Annotated in this window: 19 protein-coding genes and 1 pseudogene; 11 read left to right on the top strand and 9 right to left on the bottom strand. The window is 70.1% G+C overall.

Annotation, left to right across the window (positions count from 1 at the left end; translation table 11 throughout):
* Positions 1–35: 35 nt before the first annotated feature.
* The gene (locus AWQ71_RS04095) at positions 36–533 is read left to right on the top strand and encodes an SRPBCC domain-containing protein (protein ID WP_067126855.1); all 498 of its coding nucleotides are present in this window, start codon (positions 36–38) and stop codon (positions 531–533) included.
* A gap of 206 nt (positions 534–739) precedes the next feature.
* Here the strand turns inward: AWQ71_RS04095 and AWQ71_RS04090 are convergent, their stop codons facing one another.
* From AWQ71_RS04090 to AWQ71_RS04070, 5 genes and pseudogenes are all read right to left on the bottom strand, one after another.
* Complete coding sequence (locus AWQ71_RS04090; RefSeq protein ID WP_157570167.1) at positions 740–1,966, bottom strand: RNA polymerase sigma factor; 1,227 nt, start codon at positions 1,964–1,966, stop codon at positions 740–742.
* Positions 1,966–2,381: pseudogene (locus tag AWQ71_RS04085) on the bottom strand (YciI family protein). The gene AWQ71_RS04090 and the pseudogene AWQ71_RS04085 overlap by 1 nt, the downstream one beginning before the upstream one ends.
* Positions 2,382–2,937: 556 nt before the next feature.
* A complete protein-coding gene (locus AWQ71_RS04080; RefSeq protein WP_067126846.1) occupies positions 2,938–3,183 on the bottom strand; it encodes an SDR family NAD(P)-dependent oxidoreductase in 246 nt (81 codons plus the stop codon).
* A gap of 16 nt (positions 3,184–3,199) precedes the next feature.
* The gene (locus AWQ71_RS04075; protein WP_067126843.1) at positions 3,200–3,454 is read right to left on the bottom strand and encodes an erythromycin esterase family protein; all 255 of its coding nucleotides are present in this window, start codon (positions 3,452–3,454) and stop codon (positions 3,200–3,202) included.
* Positions 3,455–3,589: 135 nt separating this feature from the next.
* On the bottom strand, positions 3,590–4,237 hold the full coding sequence (locus AWQ71_RS04070) for an NADPH-dependent FMN reductase (protein WP_369407183.1): 648 nt from the start codon (positions 4,235–4,237) through the stop codon (positions 3,590–3,592).
* Between the two features lie 49 nt (positions 4,238–4,286).
* Between AWQ71_RS04070 and soxR the strand changes: the two genes are divergently transcribed.
* From soxR to AWQ71_RS41300, 4 genes are all read left to right on the top strand, one after another.
* Positions 4,287–4,736, top strand: coding sequence for a redox-sensitive transcriptional activator SoxR (gene soxR / locus AWQ71_RS04065; RefSeq protein ID WP_067126840.1), 450 nt, complete (start codon positions 4,287–4,289; stop codon positions 4,734–4,736).
* A gap of 106 nt (positions 4,737–4,842) precedes the next feature.
* Complete coding sequence (locus tag AWQ71_RS04060; RefSeq protein ID WP_067126837.1) at positions 4,843–5,661, top strand: alpha/beta fold hydrolase; 819 nt, start codon at positions 4,843–4,845, stop codon at positions 5,659–5,661.
* On the top strand, positions 5,658–6,128 hold the full coding sequence (locus AWQ71_RS04055; RefSeq protein ID WP_067126834.1) for a GbsR/MarR family transcriptional regulator: 471 nt from the start codon (positions 5,658–5,660) through the stop codon (positions 6,126–6,128). Before AWQ71_RS04060 ends, AWQ71_RS04055 begins: the two co-directional genes overlap by 4 nt.
* A complete protein-coding gene (locus AWQ71_RS41300) occupies positions 6,125–6,319 on the top strand; it encodes a hypothetical protein (protein WP_067126831.1) in 195 nt (64 codons plus the stop codon). Before AWQ71_RS04055 ends, AWQ71_RS41300 begins: the two co-directional genes overlap by 4 nt.
* Here AWQ71_RS41300 and AWQ71_RS39800 read toward each other — a convergent pair.
* Positions 6,252–6,734, bottom strand: a complete 483-nt coding sequence (locus AWQ71_RS39800) for a MerR family transcriptional regulator (RefSeq protein ID WP_084258475.1) — start codon at positions 6,732–6,734, stop codon at positions 6,252–6,254. The two genes, AWQ71_RS41300 and AWQ71_RS39800, sit on opposite strands and share 68 nt — an antisense overlap.
* A gap of 123 nt (positions 6,735–6,857) precedes the next feature.
* On the opposite strand from AWQ71_RS39800, the gene AWQ71_RS04045 reads away from it, so the two are divergent.
* A complete protein-coding gene (locus tag AWQ71_RS04045; RefSeq protein ID WP_067126828.1) occupies positions 6,858–7,574 on the top strand; it encodes an SDR family oxidoreductase in 717 nt (238 codons plus the stop codon).
* Between the two features lie 180 nt (positions 7,575–7,754).
* On the opposite strand, the gene AWQ71_RS04040 is transcribed toward AWQ71_RS04045, so the two are convergent.
* Positions 7,755–8,153, bottom strand: coding sequence for a nuclear transport factor 2 family protein (locus AWQ71_RS04040; RefSeq protein ID WP_245658101.1), 399 nt, complete (start codon positions 8,151–8,153; stop codon positions 7,755–7,757).
* Between the two features lie 88 nt (positions 8,154–8,241).
* Between AWQ71_RS04040 and AWQ71_RS04035 the strand changes: the two genes are divergently transcribed.
* The gene (locus tag AWQ71_RS04035) at positions 8,242–9,030 is read left to right on the top strand and encodes a helix-turn-helix domain-containing protein (protein WP_067126823.1); all 789 of its coding nucleotides are present in this window, start codon (positions 8,242–8,244) and stop codon (positions 9,028–9,030) included.
* 101 nt (positions 9,031–9,131) lie between these two features.
* Here AWQ71_RS04035 and AWQ71_RS04030 read toward each other — a convergent pair whose 3' ends face one another.
* Positions 9,132–10,091 (bottom strand): AraC family transcriptional regulator, encoded by a 960-nt coding sequence (locus AWQ71_RS04030; RefSeq protein WP_067126819.1) that lies wholly within the window; start codon positions 10,089–10,091, stop codon positions 9,132–9,134.
* An 89-nt stretch (positions 10,092–10,180) separates the two neighbouring features.
* Here AWQ71_RS04030 and AWQ71_RS43600 point away from each other — a divergent pair, with 89 nt between their 5' ends.
* From AWQ71_RS43600 to AWQ71_RS04015, 3 genes are all read left to right on the top strand, one after another.
* Positions 10,181–11,800 carry a zinc-binding dehydrogenase gene (locus AWQ71_RS43600; protein WP_245658100.1) on the top strand — a complete coding sequence of 540 codons (1,620 nt, stop codon included), beginning with the start codon at positions 10,181–10,183 and terminating at the stop codon, positions 11,798–11,800.
* A 242-nt stretch (positions 11,801–12,042) separates the two neighbouring features.
* Positions 12,043–13,767: a PHP domain-containing protein gene (locus AWQ71_RS04020; protein WP_067126814.1), complete on the top strand. Its 1,725-nt coding sequence runs from the start codon at positions 12,043–12,045 to the stop codon at positions 13,765–13,767.
* The gene (locus tag AWQ71_RS04015) at positions 13,764–14,324 is read left to right on the top strand and encodes a hypothetical protein (protein ID WP_067126811.1); all 561 of its coding nucleotides are present in this window, start codon (positions 13,764–13,766) and stop codon (positions 14,322–14,324) included. Before AWQ71_RS04020 ends, AWQ71_RS04015 begins: the two co-directional genes overlap by 4 nt.
* A gap of 71 nt (positions 14,325–14,395) precedes the next feature.
* On the opposite strand, the gene AWQ71_RS04010 is transcribed toward AWQ71_RS04015, so the two are convergent.
* Positions 14,396–15,736 (bottom strand): FAD-binding oxidoreductase, encoded by a 1,341-nt coding sequence (locus AWQ71_RS04010; RefSeq protein WP_067126807.1) that lies wholly within the window; start codon positions 15,734–15,736, stop codon positions 14,396–14,398.
* A 194-nt stretch (positions 15,737–15,930) separates the two neighbouring features.
* On the opposite strand from AWQ71_RS04010, the gene AWQ71_RS04005 reads away from it, so the two are divergent.
* The gene (locus AWQ71_RS04005; RefSeq protein ID WP_084258473.1) at positions 15,931–16,866 is read left to right on the top strand and encodes an RNA polymerase sigma-70 factor; all 936 of its coding nucleotides are present in this window, start codon (positions 15,931–15,933) and stop codon (positions 16,864–16,866) included.
* Positions 16,867–16,872: the final 6 nt, after the last annotated feature.

Here is a 16,872-nt window from a genome sequence, read left to right as displayed (position 1 = left end):
GAGTTAGCCTGATGAGGAATACGGGAGGGATCACCATGACCGAGTACGGCAGCGTGTCCACGACCGGCGACACCTGTACCCTGCGCTTCGAGCGCCGCCTCCCCCACCCCGTCGAGCGCGTCTGGCGCGCGATCAGCGAGCCCAAGCACCTGATCGAATGGCTCGCCGAGGCCGAGGTCGAGCACCACCTCGGAGGCCAGGTCACCCTGCGGTGGCTCGGCACGGACGAGCACGGCAGCCAGAACGCCCCCGTCGTCCACGGCCTGATCAGCGCGTACAAGCCGCCACACATCCTCCAGATCGACACCGACGCCCACGGCGCCCTCCGCTGGGAGCTCGAGGGTGACGGCAGCGGCTGCCTGCTCCTCTTCAGCGCCACCGGCGACTACGGCGACGAGGCGCCCAAGGTCCTGGCGTTCTGGCACGCCCACCTCGACTTCCTGGCCGACTCACTCGAAGGGCGGCGCATCGACTGGCCACGCTGGCCACGCGCCCGCTGGGAAGCCCTGCTCGGCTACTACAGATCACGCTGACCGTCCAGCGTCCCCTCCCCCACGCCCGGCGCGGGAAAGGCCCGCGGGGAGGATCGGACTGGACGATCCTGGACGAAGAGCGCGACCTCATCGCCAGGAAGCGCGACGCCACGCGACTCGGTTTCGTGATCTTGCTGCAGTTCCACACGCGGCACGGCCGGTTCCCGCGCGGCCGCTCAGAGCTGCCGGACGCCGAGCTGGAGAATTCAGCTCAGCGTGGCCGCCTTGCGCAGCAGCACTGAGCGTTCGCGCTGGTTGGCGCACAGCCGGGCCGCCAGCTCCAGCTCGGCGCGCGCTTCCGATCGCCGTCCGAGTCGAGCCAGCAGCTCACCGCGTACGGTCGGGATCAGATGCGAACCGGGGAGCCGGTCCGAGGCGATCAGCTCGTCCACGATGGCCAGGGCTTGCGCCGGGCCCGAGGCCATGGCAACGGCGACGGCCCGGTTGAGCTCGACCACCGGCGAGGGTGCGACCCGGCCGAGTGCCTCGTAGAGCACCACGATCCGGTCCCAGTCGGTCGCCTCGACGGAGGGCGCCGACGCGTGGGTGGCGGCGATCGCGGCCTGCAGGCCGTAGGGGCCGAGGCCGCGAGCCGATGCCTTGGCCAGCGCGGCCAGCCCACGGCGGATCGCCGAGAAGTCCCACCGCCGCCGGTCCTGCTCGTCGAGCAGGACCGGCGAACCGTCCGGGCCGGTCCGGGCCGGGAAACGCGCGGCCGTCAGCTCGCACAACGCCAGCAGGCCGTGCACCTCCGGCTCGTCCGGCTGCAGCGCGGCCAGCGTGCGGGCCAGCCGGATCGCCTCGTACGCGACATCGGGGCGCAGCAGCCGGTCGCCCGACGTGGCCGTCGACCCCTCGGTGAAGATCACGTAGAGGACGCTGAGCACGCCGCCCAACCGCTCCCGGCGCTCGGCGGCCGGCGGCAGCTCGAACGGCACCCCGGCCGCCGCGATCGTCTTCTTGCCCCGGGTGATGCGGGCCTGCACGGTCGGCACGGGTACGAGGAACGCGCGGGCGATCTCCTCGCTGGACAGGCCGCCGACCACGCGCAGGGTCAGCGCCACCCGGGCCTCGGGGGAGAGCATCGGGTGGCAGCTGACGAACATCAGCGCCAGCACGTCGTCATCGATCTTGTCGCGATCGATTTCTTCGTCAACCGCTGAGTCGACCGCCAAGTCGGCCGCCAGCAGGGTGTATCGGTCCTGGAGGGCGGTCCGGCGGCGGATCGCGTCGATCGCCCGCCGCCGGGCCGTGGCCATCAGCCAGCCGGCCGGATTCGCCGGAGAGGCGAGCGGCCACGACACCAGCGCCTCGGCCACCGCCTCCTGGGCCGCGTCCTCGGCCAGCCCGAAATCGCCGGTGAACCGGGTCAGCGCGGCGACGATCCGCGCCGACTCGATCCGCCAGACGGCCTCGACATCGGCCGTACCCATCAGATCTGGCCGTTGCTCTCGCGCCCGGCCCAGTCCTTGATGATCACTCGTCGACCTGCGGGACCTCGTCGCTCCCGGGCACCCGCCGGACCTCGATCTTGGACCCGGGGGCCGCCGGGACCCGCTTGGCCCACTCGACCGCCTCCTGTTTCGAGGCGACGTCGAGCAGGAAGAAGCCCCCGAACAGTTCCTTGGTCTCGCCGTACGGCCCGTCCGTGACCACCGGGGCCTCGCCGCTGAAGTCGACCACGACGCCCTGGCCCGGATCGTCCAGCCCCTCCGCCGCGAGGAGAACGCCGGCCTTGACCATCTCCTCGATGAACTGGCGGGTCGTGGCCATCATCTCGTCGATGTTGGCCATCATGGCCGCGTTCGACTCGTCGGTATCCCGCATGATCAGCAGGTACTTCGGCATCGCGTTCTCCTCGTCCGGCGGGGCCGCCTCTCGGCCCTCGCACCCACACGTCGAACGAGCGGCCCGCGGATCGACACGCCCCCGGAGAAATCTCTCGCCGCGGCGGAGCCGATCCCTCCGACCCGCGTTTCGCCCGTCAGAGCGGCCCCTGAGCGACGGCTGACGCGGACGCCCTGCTGATCAGAAAGCTTATCGTCGCATCTTTGGAAGGCGGCGACGCTCACACAGATCTGGGGAAGAGCATTCGGGACGCGATCAGTGACTTCTTTCCGATACCGGGCTGAAGAGAGGGCGACGGGAATCTTTAGCGGCGTTTCGCCCGCGGCGCACTCTCATGCCGCAGACAACGCGCGGCCGGCCTCCCATGGTTCGTCACTATGCGTGAGCGGAGATCCGTTCGAAGCCGGGCGCGGCCGTCGCAACCGGCGTGGTGCCGAAACTCCACGAACATCGAGAGCGGCGAGGCGCCGGGCCTGAAGAGTGGGACCGTGCCGCTGGTACGGCTGGTGCGCCAGCCGTACCAGCGTTCGCTCGTTTGGGGCCCATGACACGTTTCTTACCGGCACGTCTGCCGTCCCCACAGGCGTTCGGCGTCACCGGGCGTACCCAGTTGGGCCTGCGGAGCGAAGGCGTGCCCGCCTGCCGTCTCGATCGCGGCCACGGTTTCCTTGGCGGCCTGCTCGTTTGTGCCGTAGTGGACGGCGACGCGGGCGCCGTCGCGGGCCAGGCGCCGGGCGACGGCCCGGCCGATTCCCCTGCTCGCGCCGGTGACGAGGGCGGTCTTGCCATTCAGAGTGTTCATTGCGTCTCCTGCTGCGTCAGATGGAGATGAGGTGAACGGGGGTCACCCGCCGAAGGTGTGCGACGACGTCGAACCAGCCGCCGAACGATCCGCCGGACAGGTGTTCTGTGAAGTCTTGGGCGGGGCCGATCAGCCGGGTTCTGGCCGGTTCCTCCAGCCAGGCGCGTACCGGTTCGGGTCCAGGCGTACGCAGGTCGAGCAGGAACGCGTCCAGGCCGGCGGCGCTCAACGGCGTCTCGGCGAAATCCGCCGGCGGGCTGGGCACCGGCATGGGCAGCGCGCTGGGGATCCAGTGTGGTCAGTGGATGGGCGTGGCGCTTGATCCACTCAGATGTGGTCTCGTTCACAGCAGCCTTCTCTTCCGGTGTGTGGGGACGGGCCGTGACGTGGTCGCAGGGGCGACCCTTCATGCGGAGTAGGGGCGGGCCGCCCTGCCCTCGCGCAGGGTCCGCGCCCACCAGTCGAGCCGGTCGAGCATGATCTTGGCGGCGGTACACGCGTCCGGGTCGGTCGGCGTGCCATCCGCGTCGAACTGGGCCCAGGCGTGCTGGAAGCTGACGGTGTCGCGGATGGTGACCGCGTGCAGTTCGGCGAAGACCAGTCGAAGCTGCTCGACCGCGCGCAGGCCGCCGGAGATGCTGCCATAGCTGACAAAGGCGATCGGCTTGGTGTGCCACTGCCGGTTGTGCCAGTCGACGGCGTTCTTCAGAGAGGCGGGAAAGCTGTGGTTGTACTCGGGGGTGACCACAACGAACGCCTCGGCCCTCTCCAGGTGGGGGGTCAGCGTCGCCAGGGCCTGGGCCGCGGCGGGCGTGGGCGTGCCGCCGAAATCCGGCAGCACCATGGGCAGGTCTATCCCGGCCAGGTCGATGACGTCGACGATCCAGTCGTCGCGCTCGCGGGCCTGGCCCGCGATCCAGGCGGCGACGGTCGGGCCGAGCCGGCCGTCCCGTACGCTGCCGACGATCACTGCAAGCTGGAGCTGCTCTTCGGGCACGGCGGTCTCTCCACTGGTCACGAGGGGATAGGCGGCGTCCTTGGACGCCCTGGCCAAACCAGGCTCGTTGTTAAACCAAGGTTCAAGTCAAGCTAGGTTGGCCGGCATGCCGGATTCCGACGCGATCGTCGCGGAGCTGACCATCGGGGAGCTGTCCGAGCGCAGCGGCGTGCCCGCCTCCGCCCTGCGTTTCTACGAGCGCAAAGGGCTCATCGCCAGCCGCCGCACCGTCGGCAACCAGCGCCGCTATCACCGCAGCACGCTGCGCAGGCTCGCGTTCATCCGCGCCTCTCAAAGCGTCGGCATACCCCTGTCGGTGATCGAGGGCGTCCTGGAGTACGTCCCGCACCACGTCTCTCCCACCCGAGAGCTGTGGCTGAAGGCGTCGGAGTGCTGGGGCGAGGCGATCAACACCCGCATCGCCACGCTGGAGCGCATGCGCGACCAGTTCGCCGAGTGCGTCGGCTGCGGCTGCCTGTCCTTCGAGCAGTGCCAGTTGGTCAACCGCGATGGCAAGCTCGCCGGACAAGGTGCGCCCCCTCTCCTTGACTCGTGATGAGCGAGCGCACGTGTCTCGATCACAGTGGCCGTGCGCAACGCGGCTCTTTCACCCTGACGAGCCTGGTCCCCACACCTGGTACGAAATTCACTATATTTAGTAAATGGTAAATTTGTCGGCGACGCTGTCGCTGCCTGGTTGCGCTCTCCGTTACGCCGACACCGGCGGTGACGGCGTACCGCTGGTGTTCTCGCACGGCGCCGGGGCCGATCACGTGATGTTCGACGCTCAGCGCGAGTACTTGCATGCCCGGGGGTACCGGGTCGTCGTATGGGACATGCGCGGCCACGGGTTGTCTCGCCCGACCAGTGCCGGTTTCACCGCCGAACGGGCGATTTCGGACCTGCGCACACTGATCGAGCGCCTCGCGCTTGACCGGCCGGTCCTGGTAGGGCAGTCGCTCGGCGGCAACCTCAGTCAGGCGATCGTGCGGCGGTATCCGGACCTGGCCCGGGCGCTGATCGTGATCGGCGCGGCGTGGAACACGGCACCGCTGTCGTGGAAGGAGCATCTGCTGGTGAAGATGGCCGCGCCGAGCCTGGCGATGATCCCGGCCAAGAACCTTCCTCGCCTGATGGCGGAGGCCTCCGCGGTGAGCGAGGCCGCGCGGGCAGATGCCCGGCGGGCCTTCTCCCAGTTGTCGAAGAGGGAGTTCCTCCAGGTGTGGCGGGCAACCGTCGAGTTCCTCACCCCCGATCCCGGCTTTCGTACGCCGGTGCCGCTGTGCCTGATCCGTGGCGAGCACGACCGGACCGGCAACATCGCCTCCGCCATGCCCCGATGGGCTCAGGCCGAAGGCGTCGAGGAAGTGGTCATCCCCGACGCGGGCCACATCGCGAATCAGGACGCCCCTCAGACGGTGAACGAGGCGATCGAGATGTTCTTGCGTACGGTGCCGGCGTCGAGGCGGGCACCCCGATGAGCGAGGCCAGGCGCCGCGCGTTCATCACGTCGGTAGGTGACCTGCTGGCCTCGTGGAACCTGCCGCACGCGACCGGCCGCGTCTATGGGCTGCTCCTGGTCACCGAGGAGCCCGCCTCCCTCGACGCGATCGCCGCCGAACTGGAGCTGAGCAAGGGGGCGGTGAGCACCTCGGTACGGCAACTGGACTCCTGGGGGCTTGCCCGAGTGATCCCGCAGCCCGGCAGCCGCAGGCTCCTCGTCGAAGCCACCGCCGGGATCGAGACGCTGCTGGAGGCCAGCCATGCGCGGGCCAGAACGCTGATCGCCGCCCTGCGCGACGGCGAAGGCCTGGTCAATCCCGGCCCGGCACAAGATCGGCTCCAGGACGTGATCGGGCTGTTCGCCGGCTATGTCGATGTCGGAGAGCAGATGCTCAGCAGATCCGGGGTCGAGGAACGCAGGAATCGCCGTCGGCTGCGAGAATGATCTTGTCCTCCACACCGGCCGAAGGCCCGCGACAGCTCAGCGAGATCCCCGACCTCCCCGACGACGACGGCGTGGCCGAGACGTTCACGCACGTCTCCGGCGCCGAGTCCCACATGGAGGGCTTCACCACCAGCCTGTGCGCGATGCTGCTGTCCGAGGCGTGCAACGTGGGGATGTCCGTTCCGCGTTAGCACCTTTGGTAGGCGTCCTGTCCTGCTGCGCGCCGCTCGGGTCCGGGTCGAGTGAGGCCGGGCACGATTCGGTGTCAGGGTGCGTGGCGAGGTCGATCAGAACATCGAGCCTTCGGCTCGCGGCCTGTAGCTCGGCGGCCTTCGCTTCGACGCGGGCGCGCTCGTTGAGCAAGCGGTCCAGTAGCTCGGGACCCACCGAACGGGCGTCGATGGCGGGCAGGAGTGCGGCGATCAGGCGGCTGCCGAGGCCGGCGGTATAGAGCTGCTGGATGAGCTTCACCCGGTCGACGGCCGCCTCGGGGTAGAAGCGCTGGCCGCCGGACGTGCGCTGGGGACTGAGCAGGAGCTGCTCCTCGTAGTAGCGCAGGGCCCGCGTGCTGACTCCGGCCCGATCGGCCAGTTCGCCGATACGCATCGCGACTCCTTCTGCTCGTGCTGTCGCCGCCCGTCGACTTGCTCTTCACGCCGACGTCAAGTTTTAGCGTAGGCAACACGGAGCGGGACCGGACCGTACGCCCGCCCGAGAAAGGGAACGACCATGGACATCGCCGGTTCCACCGCACTCGTGACCGGGGCCAATCGAGGGATCGGTCGACGCTTCGTCGAGCAGATGCTGGAGCGTGGAGCTGAGAAGGTCTACGCGACCGCTCGCCGTCCGGAGTCGATCGGCATCCTGGACACGCGGGTCACGCCGCTGTACCTGGACCTGCTGGATGAGAAATCAATCTCAGAGGCGGCCGCAGCGGCGCAGGACGTCACGCTTCTGGTCAACAACGCCGGTATCAGTACCGGCGCACGCCTGCTGACCGACGACCTGGACATGATCCGGCAGGACCTGGAGACACACCTCTTCGGCACCCTGAGGGTCATCCGCGCCTTCGCCCCGGCCCTGGCCTCCAACGGCGGAGGCGCGATCGTCAACATCCTCTCCGTGCTGTCGTGGGTGGCCACCGCTGAAGGGTCGGGATCGTACTCGGTGGCCAAGGCCGCGGAGTGGAACATGACCAACGGCGTACGGGTCGAACTCGCCGGCCAGAAGACCCTCGTCCAGGGCGTACACCTGGGGGCTGCGGACACCGACATGATGGCGGGGCGCGACACGCCCAAGATCGACCCGGCGGATGTCGCGCGCGCCGCCCTCGACGGCGTACAGGCAGGAGCCATCGAGGTGCTGGTCGACGACCCCAGCCGCTTCGTCAAGTCCGCCCTCGCCGGCGACCCGACGCGGCTCTACGGCCGGCCGTCGGGCAACTGACCGTACTCCACCGCCCCTGTCGGCCAACGATCGTTTGCCGACAGGCGCCAGGGGGTCAGCGACTACCGCTGATTTCCGTTCGGATGCTCCCCGGGGCCGGACCGGCCTGTGGGGCATCGGGCCGTCCCCGATGCCCCGGTGTTCACGGCCGCGGCGCCCGGCTTGCGGCCGGGTCGGCGATCAGCGAATCTCCCACCAGGTCAGGTTGGCGGTCGCCTGGGACACCGGCTCGATGATTTCCCATGCCTCGGCGATCAGGCCGTCGTTGAGCCGCCAGATGTCGATGACCACGATCTCCGGCCCGGCATCGGGCAGCCTGCGCCGCGAATGCATCACGACGTGTTCCCCGTCGGCCAGCACGTGCTGGATCTCGACCTGCATGCCGGCGAGTGGAGCGAGCGCGGCGCCCACGGCGGCCAGCCATTCTGACTTCGTCCTGGAGGTCGCGTCCGGCCGGTGGTGGAGGAAGTCGTCGCTCAGCAAGGGCGCGAGCGCGTTGACGTCGCCGGTCGCGACCAGTGCCGTCAGCGCCTGCTGGACGATGCTCTTGTTGTCGTGGGTCATGTTCTGCGTAGTCATGGACCGCAGTGTTTCCACTGTCCGGGATGGTTGTCGATGAAATCGCATTTCATGGCGTTCTGCTTCCTGATGAGTAGCATCGTCGCCCATGTACACGGTGGGGGAACTGCTGCGGCAGTGGCGGCATCGCCGGCGGCTCAGCCAGCTGGACCTCGCGATCGCCGCCGACGTGTCGGCTCGTCACGTCAGCCTGGTGGAAACCGGCAAGTCCCACCCGAGCGCCGAGATGATCCTGCGGCTGGCCGAGCAGCTCGACGTGCCGTTGCGCGAGCGCAACCGGCTGCTGCTGGCTGCCGGTTTCGCGCCCCGCTATGCCGAGCGGCCGCTCGATCAGAAGGCGCTGTCCGCGGCCTGGGGTGCGATTGAACGGGTGCTGCGCGCGCATGAGCCGTATCCGGCGCTGGCCATCGATCGCCGGTGGAACATCGTGATGAGCAATCGCGCCATTGACCCGTTCCTCGCCGGCGTCGCCCCCGACCTGCTGGTCCCGCCGATCAACATGGTGCGGCTGGGGCTGGACCCGCGCGGGCTCGCTCCGCACATCGTCAACCTGGCGCAGGTGCGTGCGCTGCTGCATATCCGGATCACACGGCAGCTCGCCACGGCTCCCGACCCCGAGCTCACCACACTTTACGAGGAACTCCTGGCCCCCCACTCGGGGGACGCGAGCCAACCGGTCGAGTCCGAGGTCGCCATCCCGATGATCTTCCGCTTCGGCGGACGGGAGGTGCGGCTGTTCTCGACGACCACCACGTTCGGCACGCCGATGGACATCACCCTGGACGAGGTCGCGATCGAGTCGTACTACCCGACGGACGCCGAAAGCGCCGCCTACTTCGCCTCACCCGACGCCGGCAGGAAGCCACCTGCCCTCTGACCAAGAAGACGGCGGCGAGGAGTTCTCGGGTCTGACCAGCCGCGAAGATCGCCGCAGGTCAGGAAACAGCGCAGCCACCGGGCCACCATCGCGATCATCGACTACCACTCGGCGCCTGCCTCCGTTCGGCCTGAAGGCGGGCAGCCCAGGCGGCGGTATTTGCCGGGGGCCATGCCGTACTGACGCTTGAAGGCATTGGCGAAAGCGAACTCCGAGCCGTAGCCGATCGCGCCGGCGACACCGCTCAGCGCGGCGTCGGAGTCGCGCAGCATGCGCGCGGCCGTGCCCAGCCGCCACCAGGTCAGATAGGTCAGCGGCGGCTGCCCGACGAACTGGGTGAACCGGCGGGAGAACGCCGCGCGGGACAGCCCTGCGCGGCGGCCGAGCGACTCGACCGTCCACGGGTGGGCGGGGTCGCGGTGGATGCCGTCGAGTGCGGCGCTGATGGCCGGGTCAGCCAGAGCGGCGGCCCAGCCGTCAACTTTGCAGTGCTCCATCGAGACGTCGAACCAGGCGCGCAGGATGTACAGCAGCAGCATGTCCAGCAGCGCTGACACCACCATGTCGGCGCCCGGCCGCGGGGCGTCGATCTCTTTACCGAGCAGCTCGACGGCGGCGCGCAGCTCGGTGTTGTGCCCCAGCCTGGCGGGCAGGTGGATCAGCTCGGGCAGCCCTCTGAGCAGCGGATGCGCTCGGCTGGAGTCGAGCTGGTAGCCGCCGCAGAGCATCACGGTGACGGGCCCGGCGCCCTCCATCGAAGCCGAGGCGAACAGCTCGGCGTCGGCATACGGATCGCAGTCGGGCTCCGCGATGGGGCTGGTGGGCGAGTCGGCCAGCGTGTAGCCGTGTCCGTGGGGGAAGAACAGCACGTCGCCCGTCCCGACCGGGATCGGCTCACCTTCCGGCGGGATCGCCCAGCACGAGCCCTGCAGCACCACCTGGAAGCCCGCCGAACCAGGCGCTGACGGAAACCGCTGCCCCCAGGGCGCCCGCCACTCGACCCGCGCCGAGCGCGGCACGCCCATGCGCATGGAGGCGACCACGTCGCTCAGCACATCCATGGCGCAAGTCTAGGCCGGGAGACGATCGCGTATAAATTGCAGACAGAAGCACATTGGATGCCTCTTTCAAGGCTCCTATGGTTGACGGCATGACAAAAGTCCTGGTCAGCGGGGCGACCGGCACGATCGGCCGCCCTCTGGTGAACCAACTCGAGAACGCGGGCGCCGACGTCCGCACGGTGACGAGAGCGCTGACCGACCCGGTAGCGCTGAAGGCGGCTCTCGACGGTGTCGACGCGGTGTTTCTGCTGTGGCCGTTCGCCTCGGCCGAGGGTGCCCGCGAGGTGCTGGAGCTGATCGGAGCGCGGCGGGTGGTCTACCTGTCCTCGGCCGCCGCGCGCCCGCACGAGGTCGAGATCGAGCGCCTGATCGCCGGCACCGCCCGGGAGTGGACGGTGCTGCGGCCGCACGCGTTCGCGGCCAACACCTTGCGGTGGGCCGAGCAGGTCCGCGCGGGCGCCGTGCGGCAGCCGTCCGGCGACGCGGCCTTCTCCCCCATCCACGAACGGGACATCGCAGCCGTCGCGGTGCGCGCTCTGCTCGGCGAAGGGCACCACGGCGCGGTCTACACGCTGACCGGACCCCGGCCGCTGACCCAGCGGGAGCAGGCGCGGGCGATCGGCGCCGCGATCGGCCGGACGGTGCGCTGGGAGGAGGAGCCTCACGAAGAGGCCAGGCGACGGCTGCTCGGGCTGGGATGGCCCGCACCGGCCGTCGACGGGATGCTGCGCAGTATGGCCGAGCCCGGCCCCACCACTCGGACCGTGGAGGAGGTCACCGGGGCGCCCGCGAGCACGTTCGAGACGTGGGCGAGCGACCACGCCGCGGACTTCCTCGGCACCATGCGGGCCGCCCGCATCCACGAGTACGGCGACGCCTCGGTGATCTCCCTGGACGAGGTGCCGGTGCCGAAGCCCGGGCCGGGCGAGGTGCTCATCAGGGTGGCCGCCACGTCGTTCAACCCGTCGGAGGTCGGCCTGCGGATGGGCCTGCTGCAGGGCGTGCTCGGTGTCACCCTGCCACACACGCTCGGCTGGGACGTCGCGGGCACCGTGGTCACCGGGGCGGGTGACTTCGCCCCCGGCGACCGGGTGTTCGGGCTCATCGACGGGGCGGCGGCCGAGTACGCGGTCGCGACGGCGAGCGCGCTCGCCGGGGCACCGGAGCGGATTCCGCTGGCGGACGCGGCTGCCGTGCCGGTGGCCGGGCTCACCGCGTGGCAGGCGGTCTTCGAGCATGCCCGCATCGGCCGCGGCACCCGGGTGCTGATCAACGGGGCCGGCGGCGGCGTCGGGCTGTTCGCCGTGCAACTGGCCAAGCACGCGGGCGCGTACGTGGTGGCGACCGCCGGCCCGCGCAGCGCCGCTGCCGTACGGGCGCTGGGCGCCGACGAGATCGTCGACTACACCAGCGCTCCCCTGCCGGGCGGCAACGACGTGCTGATCAACCTGGTGGCCGACGTACCCGCCTCGGTGACGCGGCTGGCCAAGGAGTTCGTCTCGATCACCCAGCCGATCGAGCATCCGCGCGCCGTCCGGTTCGTGGCCCGCAACGACCCAGGCCAGCTGGCCGAGCTCGCGGCGCTGATCGACAAGGGCGTGGTCCACGTCACGGCGGACGTTCGCCCGCTGGAGTCCCTGGCAGACCTGCACCGGGCCGCCGAGCGCGGCCGTGTTCGGGGAAAGGTCGTCCTGAACGTGGAGGCGTGATCAAGAGCCGAATTCGGCCGCCCGGTAGCCGGCGACGGTGACGACGCGGTCCGGCCCGCCCGGCTCGTCGTGCCTTCCCCCGACGCCACCCCCGCCGTCCCTCGGCGGGCCGGGCGGAGATCGTACAGTCAGCCGACCACCATACGGTCCGCATCGTTCACTTGTCGTTTGTCCGATTCCGAAATGGTGCCCTGCGTAGCCGGAGCGCGATCTCTGCTCCGGCGGAGAGAAAGGGCACCCCCATGGGTCACGGGCACCCCCACACCCACGACCACGAACACCACCACCATCACCACGACCATGACCATGACCATGACCACGGCGGCGACATCTCGCCCGCCGCCGACATGGCCATCCCGGACCAGGAGCTGGCGCCGGGCGACCTGTCCCGGCGCCAGATGTTCCGCCGCGCCGGACTCCTGGGCGCCGGGCTCACCGCCGCCGGCGTCCTCGGCGCCGTGACCCCGGCCGCCGCGGCCGCGGCCCGCTCGGCCGGCGGTCCCGAGAAGCAGGACGGCTTCCTCTGGCTCGCGGGCGACCACCACATCCACACCCAGTACAGCTCCGACGGCGTGTACAAGGTCATCGACCAGGTACGGCACGCCAACGCGTACGGGCTGGACTGGATGGTCGTCACCGACCACGGCAGCGTGGCGCACGCGAAGATCGGCGTGGAGAAGGTCAACCCCGACATCGTCGCCGCCCGGCAGGCCGTCAAGGACACCCTCGTCTTCCAGGGCCTGGAGTGGAACATCCCGGCCGCCGAGCACGGCACCGTCTTCGTCGCACCGGGCAAGGGCGAGGTGGCCACGCTCAAGGAGTTCGAGAACACCTTCGACGGCGTGGTCAAGGGCGCGACCTCCGGAACCCCGCAGAACGAGGCCCTCGCCATCGCGGGCCTGAACTTCCTGGCCGACGCCGTCAAGCGGCGCCGCGTCCCCGACGCGCTGTTCCTCGCGAACCACCCCGCGCGCAAGGGCATCGACTCGCCGCACGAGATCCGCGGCTGGCGCGAAGCCCAGCCGGACATCGCCGTGGGCATGGAGGGCGCGCCCGGCCACCAGGCGGCGGGCATCGCCAAGCCGAACGGCCCGGGGGCCGGCCGCGGCTACTACGACAACGGCCCCAGCGCCGACTCGTTCCCCGGCTACCCGGCCGAGAGCTACAAGACTTTCGGCGGCTTCGACTGGATGACCGCGACGGTCGGCGGCCTGTGGGACAGCCTGCTCGCCGAGGGCAAGCCCTGGTGGATCACCGCCAACTCCGACTCGCACACGGTCTACGGCGACACCACCGACCGCGGCCCCGGCAGCGACTTCGACGCCAACGGCAGGTACGAGGACCCGATCTACAAGGGCGTGCCGAACCTGTCCAACGGCGACTTCTGGCCCGGCTACTACAGCCGCACCCATGTGGGGGCGACGAACTTCTCCTACGCCGCCGTCATGGAGGGCATCCGGCAGGGCCGGATCTGGGTCGACCACGGCGGCCTGATCAGCGGCCTGGTCGTGCGCGCCCGCGCGCAGGGCAACCACGGTGTCACCCTCGGAGACACCCTGTTCGTGCGCAAGGGCGCGAAGACCGAGGTGTCCATCCAGATCACCCTGGCGAACACCCCGAACTGGGCGCAGTTCGTGCCGACCCTGGCCCGGGTCGACGTGATCCAGGGCGACGTGACCGGCCCGGTGTCGGACAAGGACGCGTTCACCACGCCGAACACGAAGGTCGTGCAGTCGTTCGAGGTCGGCAAGAACAGCGGCACCGTCACGTTCACCTACCAGGTGGGCGCCGTCGACCGGCCCATCTACGTGCGGCTGCGCGGCACCGACGGCAGGCGCTCCGCCGCCGGCCTGCTCGGCTCGTCCGTCGACCCGAACGGCCCCCAGATCGACGTCTTCGGCGACGCCGACCCGTGGAACGACCTGTGGTTCTACACCAACCCGATCTGGATCCTGCCGCGCCGATGATCCTTGGAATCGACTCGGGATCACGTACGGTCGCCGAGGCCGAGCGCCTTCTCCACTCCGTGGTGGAGGCGCTCGGCCTGCCGTCCGGCGTGATCGGCTGCACGCATTTCGTCAGGACCGGGGCGCTCCCCCACGTGGCGTGCTCGGTCAGCCTGGAGGCAGACGCCGGCGGAGACGCCGGCCTGTCCCTCCTGCCCGAGGGCGTCTCGGCCGCGCTGGGCGAGCGCCGTACCGGCCCGGACGCGGACGGCGCGGCGCTGGCCGCGGCCGAGCACGCGGCCGGACGGTCGGGCAGGATCGTCCTCTTCCCAGGCCGGGACGAGCTGACCGGCACGCTGACCGTCGGCGAGATCCTCGCCCACTCGGCCGTCGAGCGGGTGGTCGTCCTCGCCCAGGTGGAGGAGCCGGACGCGGACACGGCCGTGGTCACCAACGACCACGTGCGGCCGGAGTGGCGCGACGGTGTGCTGACGCTGGTCACCATGCCCGCGTCCGGTGGGCGCCTGACCCCGGCCGAGATCCCCAATCCCACGCCCTGCTGCGCCGACCACGCCTGAGCGGCCGGCACCGCCGAGCAAGATCCTGGCGTTCTGGCACGCCCGCAACGGCGTCGCTTTGTCCGCAGGGCCTACTGGGGCCGGACGTTGTGGTTGCGGGCGAACAGATTGCCGGGGTCATACTGACGCTTGACCGCCGCGAGCCGCTCGTAGGTCTGCCTCGGATAGATCGCGGCGACATCCTCCTCGGTGGCAGAAGCGAGGAAGTTGGCGTAGGCGCCGTCGATGTGAGGTGCAAGTCTCGCCCAGATCGCTTCGAGAGCCGGACGCGCGGCCTCGACGACCGGCCGCGGACCCGCGACGGTGGTCACGAACATCAGCTCCGCCCGGCGATGCGCATAGGCGGTGGCATCGTCGGGAACGCGGGACACCGCACCGCCGACGCTGCGAACGGCGATGAGCGGCGACCCTGTCGATGCCCCGACCTCGGCAAGGATCCGAATGACCTCGGGCACCGATTCCTTGCCGACAAAGGCGCTTCGGGTGACGAGCCGGATGCCCGGCGGCGGGGTGAGGCCGTCCACCAGCGTGTCGCCATAGGGTTTCAGCGCGACATTGTCGTCGATCACCGTGCCGAGCCGGCGGATCGGGTCGATGGCCTGCGCCGCGAGCTCCGGGTCATCGCCGTCGAAGGTGACCTGGATCTCGACCGGCGCCTCGGGCCCGCCGGCGAAGGGATTGGCGAAGCTCGCGATGGAGGTGAGCTCTTCGGGCGCGACGCGGAGGTGGTCCGCCCACCCCTGGAGCACGACGGCCGCCTCCGACGCCGGGAAGGCGATCCTGCCGTTGAAGACGTCCGTCGTCAGGTGTGCCACGAACTCGAAGGCGGTCACGATCCCGAAATTGCCGCCGCCGCCGCGGATCGCCCAGAACAGCTCCGGGTTCTCCTCCGCGCTCGCCCGCACGACCTCTCCGCCGGCCGTGACCACCTCTGCGGCGACCACGTTGTCCAACGCGAGGCCGTACTTCCTGACCTTCCAGCCGATGCCACCGGTCAACGTCAGCCCACCGACACCGACGTCCTTGGTGTCACCCGAGGAGATCGCCAGTCCATGCGGGGCGAGGGCGGCCGCGACCTGACCCCAGGTGGCGCCGCCGCCGATCCGGACGAGGTGACGTTCCTTGTCGACGACCTCGACGTCGGCGAGCCTGCTGAGGTCGATCACGACGCCGTCGTCGTTGGTGCCGAAGCCCGGAAAGCTGTGGCCGCCGCCTCGCACGGACAGCACAAGCCCTGCGCCGGCGGCGAATCCGACCCCTGCTCGCACATCCGCGACACTCTTGGGCCGGAGAACATAGGCCGGGCTGCCCGAGGCCAGTACCGCGCGGCCGGCCGACGCGTACTCCGCCGCGCCCGGTTCGATGATGTCGCCGCCGAAGTCACGGCGAAGGATTTCAAGCGCTGAGCTCATGACGTTCCTTCCACACAGAAGAGCGCCGCGTGGATCGTTGGCGCGGCGTCCTGACGACCAAGAGATCCCGGCGACCGGATCTTTGTGACAGCGCGTCCCATGTGACGTGTGTCACCCGTCGCGGGTGTCACAAAGGGGAGGGGCCCGGGATCGTATGCATGGCACGGTCGCGAACGAACAGACAGGAACCACCAATGAGCGAACACAGCGAGCAACCGACGGACACGGCCGGGCCCCTCGCTCGTGACACCCGCGTGGACCCCGCCGTGGACTCGGCCACCGAGGCGTTCCTCGCCCACCGCAACCTGCTGTTCACGGTCGCCTACGAGATGCTCGGCTCGGCCGCCGACGCCGAGGACGTCCTGCAGGAGACCTGGCTGCGGTGGGCGGGCGTCGACCTCGGCACCGTGCGGGATCAGCGCGCGTACCTGATCCGGATCACCACGCGCCAGGCGCTGAAACGGCTGCGTACGCTCAGCCGGCGCAAGGAGTCCTACGTCGGCCCCTGGCTGCCCGAGCCGCTGCTGACCGCGCCCGACGTCGCCGAGGACATCGAGCTGGCCGACAGCATCTCGATGGCGATGCTGCTGGTCCTGGAGACGCTCACGCCGACCGAGCGGGCCGTGTTCGTGCTGCGCGAGGTGTTCGACCTGGCCTACGACGAGATCGCCGATGCCGTCGACAAGAGCCCGGCCGCGGTCCGCCAGATCGCCCACCGGGCACGGTCACACGTCGCCGCCCGCCAGCCGCGCGGGGCCGTCTCCGCGGTCCAGACCCGCGACGCGCTCGAGGCGTTCCAGAGCGCGGTCGAAACGGGTGATCTGCAACGCCTGCTCGACATCCTCGCGCCGGACGTCGTCCTCGTGGCGGACGGCGGCGGCCTCAAGCAGGCCGCGCTGGTACCCATCGTGGGGGCCGACCAGGTGGCCCACGTGCTGGGCAGGATCGCCCCGGCGTCGCTGGAGCCGGCGCAGGTCAACGGCCACCCGGCACTGATCTTCCGGCGCGACGGCGGCCTCGACACCGTCATGGCGGTGCGCATCGACGACGGCCTCATCACGGGGCTCTACGCCGTGCGTAATCCGGAGAAGCTGTCGCACATGGAGCGGGAGACCACGGTGAGCCGCTGATCCCGG

The sequence above is a fragment of the Microtetraspora malaysiensis genome (assembly GCF_001528665.1).
Taxonomy (GTDB): domain Bacteria; phylum Actinomycetota; class Actinomycetes; order Streptosporangiales; family Streptosporangiaceae; genus Microtetraspora_A; species Microtetraspora_A malaysiensis.
The sequence above is the reverse complement of the archived record's forward strand: the minus strand, read 5'-3'. Positions and strand labels throughout refer to the sequence as shown.

What these genes read in the sequence shown, in the direction of transcription:
- AWQ71_RS04015 (WP_067126811.1), top strand. Translation starts at nt 13,764, where the DNA reads ATGATCCTTGGAATCGACTCGGGATCACGTACGGTCGCCGAGGCCGAG.
- AWQ71_RS43600 (WP_245658100.1), top strand. Translation starts at nt 10,181, where the DNA reads ATGACAAAAGTCCTGGTCAGCGGGGCGACCGGCACGATCGGCCGCCCT.
- AWQ71_RS04075 (WP_067126843.1), bottom strand. Translation starts at nt 3,454, where the DNA reads ATGCCGGTGCCCAGCCCGCCGGCGGATTTCGCCGAGACGCCGTTGAGC.
- AWQ71_RS04060 (WP_067126837.1), top strand. Translation starts at nt 4,843, where the DNA reads ATGGTAAATTTGTCGGCGACGCTGTCGCTGCCTGGTTGCGCTCTCCGT.
- AWQ71_RS41300 (WP_067126831.1), top strand. Translation starts at nt 6,125, where the DNA reads ATGATCTTGTCCTCCACACCGGCCGAAGGCCCGCGACAGCTCAGCGAG.
- AWQ71_RS04030 (WP_067126819.1), bottom strand. Translation starts at nt 10,091, where the DNA reads ATGGATGTGCTGAGCGACGTGGTCGCCTCCATGCGCATGGGCGTGCCG.
- AWQ71_RS04035 (WP_067126823.1), top strand. Translation starts at nt 8,242, where the DNA reads ATGTACACGGTGGGGGAACTGCTGCGGCAGTGGCGGCATCGCCGGCGG.
- AWQ71_RS04080 (WP_067126846.1), bottom strand. Translation starts at nt 3,183, where the DNA reads ATGAACACTCTGAATGGCAAGACCGCCCTCGTCACCGGCGCGAGCAGG.
- AWQ71_RS04040 (WP_245658101.1), bottom strand. Translation starts at nt 8,153, where the DNA reads ATGACTACGCAGAACATGACCCACGACAACAAGAGCATCGTCCAGCAG.
- AWQ71_RS04005 (WP_084258473.1), top strand. Translation starts at nt 15,931, where the DNA reads ATGAGCGAACACAGCGAGCAACCGACGGACACGGCCGGGCCCCTCGCT.
- soxR (WP_067126840.1), top strand. Translation starts at nt 4,287, where the DNA reads ATGCCGGATTCCGACGCGATCGTCGCGGAGCTGACCATCGGGGAGCTG.
- AWQ71_RS04090 (WP_157570167.1), bottom strand. Translation starts at nt 1,966, where the DNA reads ATGGGTACGGCCGATGTCGAGGCCGTCTGGCGGATCGAGTCGGCGCGG.
- AWQ71_RS04055 (WP_067126834.1), top strand. Translation starts at nt 5,658, where the DNA reads ATGAGCGAGGCCAGGCGCCGCGCGTTCATCACGTCGGTAGGTGACCTG.
- AWQ71_RS04045 (WP_067126828.1), top strand. Translation starts at nt 6,858, where the DNA reads ATGGACATCGCCGGTTCCACCGCACTCGTGACCGGGGCCAATCGAGGG.
- AWQ71_RS04010 (WP_067126807.1), bottom strand. Translation starts at nt 15,736, where the DNA reads ATGAGCTCAGCGCTTGAAATCCTTCGCCGTGACTTCGGCGGCGACATC.
- AWQ71_RS04095 (WP_067126855.1), top strand. Translation starts at nt 36, where the DNA reads ATGACCGAGTACGGCAGCGTGTCCACGACCGGCGACACCTGTACCCTG.
- AWQ71_RS04020 (WP_067126814.1), top strand. Translation starts at nt 12,043, where the DNA reads ATGGGTCACGGGCACCCCCACACCCACGACCACGAACACCACCACCAT.
- AWQ71_RS39800 (WP_084258475.1), bottom strand. Translation starts at nt 6,734, where the DNA reads ATGCGTATCGGCGAACTGGCCGATCGGGCCGGAGTCAGCACGCGGGCC.